The sequence below is a fragment of the Curtobacterium sp. LFS084 genome (genome assembly GCF_047977705.1).
Lineage (GTDB): Bacteria > Actinomycetota > Actinomycetes > Actinomycetales > Microbacteriaceae > Curtobacterium.
This window is the reverse complement of record NZ_JBFPFM010000062.1, coordinates 1-10,931: the sequence shown is the minus strand read 5'-3', so window position 1 is coordinate 10,931 and position 10,931 is coordinate 1. Positions and strand designations below refer to the sequence as shown.

10 protein-coding genes are annotated in these 10,931 nt (G+C 73.1%); 7 read left to right on the top strand and 3 right to left on the bottom strand.

The window, feature by feature from the left end; all coding sequences use genetic code 11:
• Nucleotides 1-17 precede the first annotated feature (17 nt).
• Both ACNQOV_RS17695 and ACNQOV_RS17690 read right to left on the bottom strand, forming a co-directional pair.
• Entirely contained in the window at nt 18-845 is an 828-nt protein-coding gene (locus ACNQOV_RS17695) for an ABC transporter ATP-binding protein (protein ID WP_416396195.1), read from the bottom strand.
• Nucleotides 842-1,738, bottom strand: coding sequence for a siderophore-interacting protein (locus tag ACNQOV_RS17690; protein ID WP_416396193.1), 897 nt, complete (start codon nt 1,736-1,738; stop codon nt 842-844). Before ACNQOV_RS17690 ends, ACNQOV_RS17695 begins: the two co-directional genes overlap by 4 nt.
• 64 nt (nt 1,739-1,802) lie before the next feature.
• Between ACNQOV_RS17690 and ACNQOV_RS17685 the strand changes: the two genes are divergently transcribed.
• Genes ACNQOV_RS17685 through ACNQOV_RS17660 form a run of 6 tightly spaced genes read left to right on the top strand, consistent with a single transcriptional unit; the run spans nt 1,803 to nt 7,841 of the window.
• Nucleotides 1,803-2,750, top strand: coding sequence for an alpha/beta fold hydrolase (locus ACNQOV_RS17685; protein ID WP_416396191.1), 948 nt, complete (start codon nt 1,803-1,805; stop codon nt 2,748-2,750).
• Between the two features lie 57 nt (nt 2,751-2,807).
• Entirely contained in the window at nt 2,808-4,343 is a 1,536-nt protein-coding gene (locus ACNQOV_RS17680; RefSeq protein WP_416396189.1) for an ABC transporter substrate-binding protein, read from the top strand.
• A 37-nt stretch (nt 4,344-4,380) separates the two neighbouring features.
• Nucleotides 4,381-5,334, top strand: coding sequence for an ABC transporter permease (locus ACNQOV_RS17675; protein WP_022905712.1), 954 nt, complete (start codon nt 4,381-4,383; stop codon nt 5,332-5,334).
• 13 nt (nt 5,335-5,347) lie between these two features.
• The gene (locus tag ACNQOV_RS17670; protein ID WP_416396187.1) at nt 5,348-6,247 is read left to right on the top strand and encodes an ABC transporter permease; all 900 of its coding nucleotides are present in this window, start codon (nt 5,348-5,350) and stop codon (nt 6,245-6,247) included.
• Complete coding sequence (locus tag ACNQOV_RS17665; protein WP_022905714.1) at nt 6,244-7,062, top strand: ABC transporter ATP-binding protein; 819 nt, start codon at nt 6,244-6,246, stop codon at nt 7,060-7,062. Before ACNQOV_RS17670 ends, ACNQOV_RS17665 begins: the two co-directional genes overlap by 4 nt.
• Complete coding sequence (locus ACNQOV_RS17660; RefSeq protein WP_416396184.1) at nt 7,059-7,841, top strand: ABC transporter ATP-binding protein; 783 nt, start codon at nt 7,059-7,061, stop codon at nt 7,839-7,841. The genes ACNQOV_RS17665 and ACNQOV_RS17660 overlap by 4 nt, the downstream gene beginning before the upstream one ends.
• Nucleotides 7,842-8,080: 239 nt before the next feature.
• Here the strand turns inward: ACNQOV_RS17660 and ACNQOV_RS17655 are convergent, their stop codons facing one another.
• Complete coding sequence (locus tag ACNQOV_RS17655; protein WP_416396182.1) at nt 8,081-9,526, bottom strand: amidase; 1,446 nt, start codon at nt 9,524-9,526, stop codon at nt 8,081-8,083.
• 315 nt (nt 9,527-9,841) lie between these two features.
• Here ACNQOV_RS17655 and ACNQOV_RS17650 point away from each other — a divergent pair, with 315 nt between their 5' ends.
• The gene (locus tag ACNQOV_RS17650) at nt 9,842-10,837 is read left to right on the top strand and encodes a glycoside hydrolase family 16 protein (protein WP_416396180.1); all 996 of its coding nucleotides are present in this window, start codon (nt 9,842-9,844) and stop codon (nt 10,835-10,837) included.
• Nucleotides 10,838-10,931: the final 94 nt, after the last annotated feature.

Below are 10,931 nucleotides of genomic sequence, written 5' to 3'. Positions count from 1 at the left end.
CCGCGCGCCCGCGCGCGTCAGGCCGCGCGGCGCCGCGGCACCACGAGGGGCGTGCCGGGCACGGGGTCGGTCACGACGACGCAGGGCAGCCCGAACACGTCCTCGACCAGCTCCTCGGTCACGACCGACGCCGGCGGCCCCGAGGCCACGATCGACCCGTCCCGCATCGCGATCACGTGGGTGGCGTACCGCGCCGCCTGGTTGAGGTCGTGCAGCACCGCGACGACCGTGCGACCGGCCGCGTGCAACGCCGACGCCAGTTCGAGCACGTCGTACTGGTGCGCGATGTCGAGGAACGTGGTCGGTTCGTCGAGCAGGACGATGTCGGTCTCCTGCGCGAGCACCATCGCGATCCAGACGCGTTGCCGCTGCCCGCCGGAGAGTTCGTCCACGCCGCGGTCGGCGAGCGACACGGTCGACGTCTGCTCGAGTGCGGCCTGCACGGCACGGCGGTCCGACCCCGAGGACGGGTGCAGCAGGTCCTGGTGCGGGAAGCGCCCGCGGGACACGAGGTCGCGGACGGTGATGCCGTCCGGCGCGATCGGCGTCTGCGGGAGCATCCCGATGCGGCGCGCGACGGCCTTGGGGCGGAGCGACGAGATCGGGGCCCCGTCGAGGTACACCGTGCCCGCCGTCGGCTTGAGCGTCCGCGCGAACGACTTCAGCAGCGTCGACTTGCCGCACGCGTTCGGCCCGACGATGACGGTGAGCTCACCGTCCGGGATGTCGACGTCGAGCGCCGACACCACCACGCGGTCGTCGTACGCGAGCGTCAGCCCCCGGGCCCCGAGCGCGGTCGCCGGCACAGACGACGCAGACCCGGCGCCGTCGACGGAAGGGCTCAATTCTCGGCCTTGCCGTGCCGCCAGTACCCCATGAACGCGACCTGCTCCCGGTCGAGCCCGACCCCGCGCACGAGGTGGCGTCGGAGTTCCTTCACGCAGCCGGCCTCGCCCGCGATCCAGGCGTACACGGGCCGCGACGCCTCGGCGTCGGGGACGTCCCACAGCACCTGCTCGTCGACGTCCACGTCCTGCAGGTCCGCTCCGTCGCCGCACGCGGGTCCGGCGGCGACCGTCGATGCCCAGGCGTGCACGTGGTCGGTCATCCGGACGCCGTGCGAGGCACCGTTCCGAGCGATCCAGCGGACCTCGACGCCGGCGGGCGCGGACACCGGAAGGCGGTCGGCGTCGGTCGGGACCTCGATGAAGACGTGGCCGACGGTGGCGACGTCGAGCGCCTCGAGGATGGCGCAGATGGCGGGGGCGGCGGTCTCGTCACCGGCGAGCAGGATCCGGTCCGCGGCGCCGGGGTCGAACTCGGCCGCACCGGTCGGGAGCTCGGCGGGCGACGACGGCACGGCGGGCCCCACGATGCGGAGTTCGTCGCCGACCCGGCACGCCGAGACCCAGCGCGAGGCGGGTCCGGTGTCGCCGTGCGCGACGAAGTCGATGTCGAGCTCGCGGGCGTCCGGCCGGAACGACCGGACCGTGTAGGTGCGCAGCGGGTTCCGGATCGCGTCCGGCAGGGCACGCCAGGCGCCGTACCAGTCCTCGCCGTCGGGCAGGTCGGTGAAGCCGTGCCCGGGGATCGGCAGCACGATCTTGATGCGCTGGTCGAGACCGATCGACGAGAACTCGGCGAGGGCGTCGCCGGTCAGGGTCACCCGGACGAAGTGCGGGGTGAGCGACGTGACGGCCGCCACGCGGACGGAGAAGACACGGTACCGGGCTGCCACGACTCAAGTATGGCATGCCTTACCTAAGAGCCCCAAGGGTCCGCACGGTGCGAGGATCATCCCCGTGCCCGATGCCGACGACGAATTCCACGACCTGGCCGACCTCGTTCGCGCGAGCGGCGTGACGGCGCCGATGCGCGCCTCCAGGCAGGTGGTCCGCACCACCGCCGGACAGGAGATCGCCGCGATCCGGTGGGACACGGCGGACGGTCGGGAGGCGCGGATCACCTACCTGCACGGGCTCGGCATCGACGCGCACAGCTTCGACCAGACCGCGCTCGCCGTCGGCGAGCCGGCGGTCGCCGTCGACCTGCCCGGCCACGGCCGGTCCGGCTGGCGCGAGGACGCGGACTACGGCGCCGGTGCCACGGCGCCGGACGTCCTCGCGGCCCTCCGGGCGCTCGACGTCCCGCCCGGGATCGTCGTCGGACACTCCCTCGGCGCGATCCTCGCTGCCCGGCTCGCCGCGACCGCCCCGGAGCGCGTCACCGGTCTCGTCCTGGTCGACATGTCGCCGGACTTCGCCCAGCGGGCCGTCGACCGGATCGCCCGTGCCCTCGAGGACGAAGAGCCGTTCACGTCGCTCGACCAGGTGGTCGAGCGTGCCGTCGAGGCCCGGGTCGGGGACGATCGTCAGGTGCTCCTCCGCGAGGCCCGGCACACCACCAGGCTCGGCGCGGACGGCCGGCTCGTCCGGCGCCACCACTTCCCGCACCTGCCCGCCGGACGCACCTCGTCGGTGGGGCGCTTCGCGGACGCGTGGCCCGATCTCGAGGCCCTCGACGTGCCGGTGCTGCTCGTCCGGGGCGACCGCGGGTACGTGTCCCCGAAGCTGCACACGCAGTTCGCCGAGCGCCTGCCCGAGGCCGAGATCGTCACGGTCGCGGCCCGGCACGCCGTCCAGAACCAGGCGCCCCTCGAACTGGCCGCAGCGATCCGGGCATGGGCGGAAGGTAACGGTTTGTTGCATCCGATCGAACAACCGTCGCCGGAGCACCCCGGCCGCCGCTAACCTCGTGCAAGCGCGCGCGACGACCGTCGCCACCGCGCCGGAAGGAACCCACCACCCATGAGTCCGCTCCCCGCCCGCAGCACCGCACGTCTCGGCCGCGCGGTCGTCGCCGCCACCGCGGTCGTCGTCACCTCGGCCCTCGTGCTGACCGGATGCTCCGGATCCTCGACGGAGAACGGCGGCACCGACGCCACCGTCCGCGTCGGCCTCGTCCTCGAACCCACCAGCCTCGACATCCGCACGCAGTCCGGTGCCGCCCTCGACCAGGTGCTCATCGACAACGTCTACCAGGGGCTCGTCGGCCGCACGGCGGACGGCGGCGTCCGCGACGTGCTGGCGTCGAAGCACGCGGTGTCGGACGACGGCCTGACGTACACGTTCACACTGCGCGACGGCACCACCTTCCAGGACGGCAAGGACGTCACCGCCGCCGACGTCGTCTGGTCGCTGCAGCAGGTCAAGTCGAACGCGTCGTACGTCGACTCCGCGCAGCTCGCGAACGTGACGTCGATCACCTCGCCGTCCTCCGGTGTCGTGGAGCTCAAGCTCGCCAAGCCCGACTCCGATCTGCTCTGGAACCTGACCGGGCGCGCCGGCCTCGTGCTCGAGGAAGCCGCGAAGAACGACCTGTCCGACTCCGCCAACGGCACCGGCCCGTACGAGGTCGCGAGCTGGAAGCAGGGCGACTCGCTGACCTTCGCGCGGAACGCCGACTACTGGGGCACCAAGGCGAAGGTCGCGAAGGTCGTCTTCCGGTACATCACCCAGCCGTCCACCGCGGTGAACGCCATGGCGAACGGCGACCTCGACGTGCAGACCTCCGTCGACGGCACGCTGAAGAGCCAGCTGGAGAACAGCTCGGACATCTCGCTGCACACCGGCAAGACGACCGACAAGTACACGCTCGCGTTCAACGACCAGAAGGCGCCCTTCACCGACAAGCGCGTCCGTCAGGCGATCCGGCAGGCGATCGATGCCACGGCGATCATCAAGGCGATCGGCGGTACCGGCGTCGAGCAGGGCGGTCCGATCCCGGAGCTCGACCCGGGCTACCAGGACCTCACCGACATCGACGCGTACGACCCCGAGAACGCCAAGAAGCTCCTGGCCGAGGCGGGGCACCCGAAGCTCGACCTCACGCTGACGTACGCGAACATCTACTCCGCCACGATCGGCGACGTGCTGAAGTCCCAGCTCGCCGACGTCGGCATCACGCTGACGGTCAAGCGGGTCGACTTCGCCACGTGGCTGTCGCAGGTGTTCGAGGCGCCGAAGAGCGGCACCCGCGACTTCGACCTGTCGATGGTGAACCACGTCGAGGCGCGCGACTTCGGCAACTGGGCGAACCCGGACTACTACTTCGGGTACGACAACGCCGAGGTGCAGTCGCTCTACGCCGACTCGGTCGCCGCGACGGACGAGGCTGCCAAGGTCGCCGACCTGCAGAAGGCGGCGAAGATCGTCAGCGAGGACGCGGCCGGCGAGTGGCTCTACACGGCGACGTCGATCACGGCCGTCCGGAAGGGCGTCACCGGGTTCCCCTACGACGGCACGAACTCGCGCCTCGACCTGTCGAAGCTCGCCGTCAAGTGATCCTGGCAGGGACCACGGTTCCCGGAGCGCCGGTGTCGTGACCCGGTTCCTGATCGGGCGGGTGCTCCTGCTCGTCGTCGGCCTGCTGGTGGCCAGCGTCATCATCTTCGCCACGCTCCGGGTGCTCCCGGGGGACGTGGCGCAGATCGTCGCGGGCACGCAGGCGTCGCCGGCGCAGGTCGCCGAGCTCCGACAGCAGCTCGGGCTCGACCGCCCGGTCGTCGTGCAGTACCTCGACTGGATCGGCGGGCTCCTGCGCGGCGACCTCGGCCGGTCGCTCGTCACCGACGGGCAGGTCGCACCCGAGATCGCCCAGAAGCTCGGCGTCACGCTGCCGCTCGCGGGCATGTCCCTCGTCGCCGCGCTCGTCATCGGGGTGCCGCTCGGCGTGCTCGCGGCGGTGCTCCGTCGGCGTCCGGGCGGCGCCGTGATCGCGTTCCTGGCGCAGGCGGTCGCCTCGATCCCGATCGTCTGGGCCGGCATGCTCCTCGTGGCGCTGTTCGCCGTGACGCTGCACTGGCTGCCGACGCAGGGCTTCCCGCTCGACGGGTGGGACGAGCCCGGACGGGCGTTCGCGGCGCTCGTGCTGCCCGCGCTGACGATCGGCGCCGTCGAGGGTGCCGTGATCCTGCGGTTCACCCGGTCGGCGACGCTCAGCGTGCTCGACGCCGACCACGTCCGGACGGCGGCGGCCGTCGGGCTCACCCGGACGCAGGCGCTGCTCCGCCACGGGCTCCCCTCGGTGGCCCTGACGGTGCTGGCCGTGCTCGGCGTGCAGATCGCCGGCCTGCTCGTCGGGGCCGTCGTCGTCGAACAGCTCTTCTCGCTCCCCGGCGTCGGCCGCATGCTCGTCACCGACGTCGGCCGAAGGGACGTCACGAAGGTGCAGTCGGAGCTGCTCGTGCTCACCGGGCTGGTGCTGCTCGTGGGCTTCGCCGTCGACGTGGTGCACCGCACGCTCGACCCCCGCCAGCGCGAGGTGTCCGGATGAACGGGGTGTCCGCGTGATCCGCCGACTCGTCGCACGACCGACCGGGGTCTTCGCCGTGGTCGTCCTCGGCCTGCTCGTCGTCCTCGCCGCGGTGTCGCTCGTCTGGACGCCGCAGGACCCCTTCCGCGCCGACCCCTTCCACCAGTGGGAACCACCGAGCCCGGCGCACTGGTTCGGCACCGACGCCTCCGGTCGGGACATCGCGAGCTACCTGCTCGCCGGCACCCGCACGACCGTGCTCGTCGCGGTCGGCTCCGGCGTGATCGCGAGCGTCGTCGGCATGGTCCTCACCGCGATCGGCTCGCTCACCGCACGCTGGGTCCGCGAGGGCACCGCGGTCCTGCTCGACATCCTCGTGGCGTTCCCGACCCTCCTGACCGCGATGCTCCTCACCGCGATCGCCGGCGGGTCGCTCGGCGTCGTGATCGTCAGCGTCGGCCTGTCCTTCGGCGTGACGATCGCCCGGGTCGCCCGCGGGGAGATCCGCCGCATCGCCCGGAGCGACTACGTCACCGCGGCGCGTGCGTCGGGCGTCGGCGGTGCCGGGGTGTTGTTCCGCCACCTCGTGCCGAACGCGGCGCCCCTGTTCACCGTGCAGCTGTCGCTCGCGATGGCGACCGCGGTCCTCGCCGAGGCCGGCCTGTCGTACCTCGGCTACGGCGCCGGGTCGAACACGGCCTCGTGGGGCAGCCTGCTGTCCGACCTGCAGACGTACATCGGCGTGCACCCGTGGAGCGCGACCTGGCCCGGTGCGGCGATCGCCCTGGTCGTCGCGGCCCTGTCGCTGCTCGGCGATGCCGTCCGCGACGCGACCGACCCGCGCCTGACCACGAGCGACCGTGCGGCCGGTGGTGCGGCGACGCCCCGCACGCCGGACGACCCGACCACGTCGAGCACGGGGGTGACCGCATGAGCGACGCGACCACGCCGGGCACCCGAGCCTCCGGGCTCGAGGTGCGCGGACTGACGGTCCGCATCGACCGTCGGACGATCCTCGACGACGTGACGTTCACCGTGCCTCCCGGCCGTCGCGTCGGCGTCATCGGCGCGTCCGGGTCGGGCAAGTCGATGACCTCGCTCGCCCTGATGGGTCTCGAGCCCGCGGGGGCGAGCGTCACGGGCAGCATCCGGCTCGACGGCACCGAGCTCGTCGGGCTGCCCGACCGGGAGCGCGCCCGGCACCGCGGCGCCGGCATCGCGATGGTCTTCCAGGAACCCGGCACCGCACTCGACCCGCTCCGTCGCGTCGGCGCGCAGATCGCGGAACCGCTGCGCCTGCACCGCGGGCTCGACCGACGCGCGGCAGCGGCAGGGGCGCTCGACCTGGCGGTCCGGGTCGGGTTGCCGGACCCCGAGTCGCTCGTGCGGCAGTACCCGCACCAGCTGTCCGGTGGGCAGCGGCAGCGGATCTGCATCGCGATGGCGATGGCGGGACAGCCGTCCTACCTCGTCGCCGACGAACCCACCACGGCACTCGACGTCACGACCGAGGCGCGCATCCTCGAGCTGTTCGAGGGCCTCACCGCGGGCATGGTGTTCGTCACGCACGACCTCGCCGTCCTCGCACGGATCGCCGACACCGCGGTGGTCCTCGACGCCGGCCGGGTCGTCGAGCAGGGCTCGGTCGCCGGACTCCTCGCGGCGCCGCAGCACCCCGCGACGGCCGCGCTCGTCGACGCCGCCCGCGCCACCGCCCGCCGTGCCCCACGGACCGGAGACTCCGCATGACCGACGTCCTGCACGCCGAGGGCCTGCACCGCACCTACCGACTCCCCCGCCGCGGCCCGTTCGAACCCGGCCCCGTCCGGACCGCGGTCGACGGGGTCGACCTGTCCGTCGTGTCCGGCGCGCGTCTCGGGATCGTCGGCGAGTCCGGTTCCGGCAAGTCGACGTTGGTGCGGCTGCTCGCCGGCCTGGAGGCGCCTTCCGCCGGCACCGTGACCGCGTCCGGTCGTCCGGTGGTGGCGTCCGCATCCGCGGCCGCGATGCGCTGGTTCCGTCGCGAGACCGGGGTGGTCTTCCAGGACCCGTACGCCTCGCTCGACCCGCGGATGCGCGTCGGTGCGATCGTGGCGGAACCGCTCCGGGCGCTGCGGATCGACGGCGACCACCGCGAGCTGGTCGGTGACGTCCTGGAGCGGGTCGACCTGCCCGCCGACGCCGTCGACCGGTACCCGCACGAGTTCTCCGGCGGGCAGCGTCAGCGCATCGCGATCGCCCGGGCGGTGGTGCACTCGCCGCGGATCCTCTTCGGGGACGAGCCGATGAGCGCCCTCGACGTCGTGGTGCGGGCCCGCGTCATCGATCTGTTCCGGTCGCTCGCCGACGACCTCGGGCTGACCCTGGTGCTGGTGTCGCACGACATCGGCGTGGTGCAGCGGCTGTGCGACACCGTGGCGGTGATGTCCGCGGGGCGGATCGTCGAGCACGGGCCGGTGTCCCTGCTCGACGCGCCGGAACACCCGGTGACCCGGGCCCTGGTGGAGGCGGCGCCGACGCTGCCGTAGGGCTGGGTTGTGGTGCGTCGTCGGGTGCGGACTCGGAACGACTTCGTCGACGTCGTACGACAGCGACGATGTCGTTCCCCCGCGCGCGCAACCGTTGCGAACGCGCAGGAGCGACATCTCCGACGTCGTACGACCACGACGATGTCGCACCGGCTCGCCGTCCCCGACTGGCTCGCCGCCCCCGACGGGCTCGCCGTCCCCGAGGGGCTCGCCGCACGCCAGCGCCCGGCACCGCTGGGTCAGGCGGTCCAGGCCGCCGGGTGCCGCCGCTGCCACCGGAGCCGCCGCTCGAGCTGCGCGCCGATCGCCAGGAGCACCCGCTCGCCACCGGGACGCCCGATGAGCTGCACACCCATCGGCAGTCCGGCGCCGTCCGGGTGCTCCTCGTCCGTCACCCCGACGGGCAGCGTGATCGCCGGCAGCCCGGCCACGTTCGCCATCGACGTCCACGGTGAGTACGCGCACTGGCGGCGGAAGTCCTCCTCGGGGTCGTCGCCGTACCAGCCGAGCGGCCGCGGCGTGAGCGCGAGGGTCGGCGTGAGCACGGCGTCGAACCGGTCGAACGTGCCGATGAGTGCGGCCGAGAAGGTGTCGAGCGCCGTCATCGCGTCGAGCACCTGCGTGCCGGTCAGGGTGCGGCCGCGGTCGACGAGCCACGACACCAGGGGCGTCAACGCCGAGAGGTCGATCCCGGGGACCACCGGCAGCCGGGCCGCGCTCGACTCCCACGCCACCCGGAACGCGTCGGCGTACGGCGCCCGGGGCATCCGGACGTCCTCGACACCGTGTCCGACCTCGCCGAGCACCCGGACCGCGGTCTCGACGGCGGCGCGTGCCGCGGGGTCGACCACCACGTCGACGGTGTCGTCCCACGGGGAGCCCTCGAGCAGTCCGACGACGAAGCGCCCCTCACCCCGGACGGCCGCGGCGGTGAACGGTCCCTCGCCGACGTCGGGCGTGACGAGCGCGTACGGGTGCGGCTCCGGGAGCCCGGTCGGAGCCACGAGCGCGTCGAGCAGCATGCCCGCGTCCGCGACCGTCCGCGTGATCGGGCCCGCGACGGACAGGCCGCCGACGCCCGAGCGTCCGGGCATCGACGGCACACGCCCGCGGCTCGGCTTGAGCCCCACGAGCCCGGTCGCCGCGGCCGGGATCCGGACCGATCCGCCGCCGTCCGTGCCGACAGCGGCCGGCAGGAGTCCGGCGGCGACGGCGACCGCCGCGCCGCTCGACGACCCGCCGGGCGCGCGGCTCGTGTCGTACGGGTTCCGGGTCACGCCGAAGCGGGTCTCGGAGGACGACGACATCCCGAACTCGGGCGACGCGGTCTTGCCGAGGCTCACGGCGCCGGCGGCGTCGAGCGCCGCGACGAGCGGGTGGTCGACGGGCGCGGGACGCTCGGGCAGGCTCGTGGTGCCGTTCCGTGTCCGGACCCCGGCACGGTCGTACAGGTCCTTGTCAGCAGACGGGAGCCCCCACAGCGGTCGGGACGTCGGGACGCGGTGACCGAGGTGCTCGGCACGGTCGCGTGCGGCGTCGGCGGTGACCGTCACGAAGGCGCCGAGCGCCGGATCGAGCCGGGCGATCCGCGCCAGGTAGTGCTCGGTGACCTCGAGGGCGGTGGCGTCGCCCCGTCGGATCCAGTCCCAGAGTTCCTGTGCGGTGAGGTGGTGGAGTTCGAACACGAGACCCCAGCCTAGGCGGGGCCGGAAATTCACCTGAACGTTCATTCAGTGACTTGTCCCTCGTTCGGGGGCCGATCGGGCGGCATCCACGAGCCGCCCTCATCCAGGGCCTGGACGATCCACCGGCGGACTGCGGACCGGACGGGTTACGGTTCCGCGTCGCACCACCAACCTCAGGAGGAACAAGGCCACGTGTTGACCAGGGACAACGACAGGGAACTCCACGGGGGGCACGGGGAAAACAGGGGGAAGGGGCGTCGCAGGGGCGCTCGCGAACAGAACGGACGGATCAGGACGCGGCGGGTCGTCGCCGGCATGGCGATCGTCGCGGGCGGAGCCCTCGTGCTCGGGCTCACGCAGCACGCGAACGAGACCGATGCCGCGACCAGAGGAGCGGCGACGGCACGGGCGGCGACCGGGACTCCGACCAGCGAGCCCTCGGCCACGAGCACCGCGCACGCCACCCCGACGGCTGCTCCGTCGACGGCGTCACCGTCGGCGTCGTCGTCGACCGCGTCGGCTCGGATCACCGCACGACCGACGCCGACCGCCACCGCCACCGCCACGTCGGCAGCCGCCGCTCAGGCCGCCACCGCGACCGACTCGACGTCGGTGCCGCGGGGCGACGTCACGTCGAACGGGCGGACGTGGAAGCAGTCGTACGCCGAGGACTTCACGACCGACGCCGGCCTCGGCAGCGTCCTCAGCGCCTACCCGCGGCTCGGGGCGTACTCGGGCTACAGCGACACCAGCGGACGCGGGTACTACGCGCCGGACAAGGTGCTCAGCGTGTCGAACGGGAACCTCGACTTCTGGCTGCACTCCGAGGACGGGCAGCCGCTCGTCGCCACGGTGTTGCCGGACGACTACCAGCCGCACACGACGGGCCGCGTGTCGATCCGGTACAAGACCACGAACACCGAGGGCTACAAGTTCGTCGGGATGCTCTGGCCGAGCAGCAACGACTGGAACGAGGGCGAGATCGACTGGCCCGAGGGCGACCTCGGCAGCACGGTCCGACCGGCGTCCGCGATCCCGGGCACGCTGAGCAACGGCATGATGACGTTCGACAGCTCGATCCAGCAGCACTCGGCGACGACGCAGAGCAGCGGCTACCACGTCGCGACCACCGAGTGGGACCACGGCGCGGTCCGGTTCTACTGGGACGGCGCGCTCGTCTCGACGACGCACAGCGCGGTCCCGACGGAGCCGATGCGCGTGACGCTGCAGGCGGAGACCGCCATCGGCGGCACTGTGCCGGCGTCCGCGAGCGGCCACGTCGACATCGACTGGGTCTCGATCTGGGACTGACGGAGTGCTGACGGGAGGGGGGGGGGGGGCGGGGGGGCCCGCCCGCCCCACGGGGGTGGGCGGAGGCCGCCGGGGGCGGCGTGTGATGGGGGCC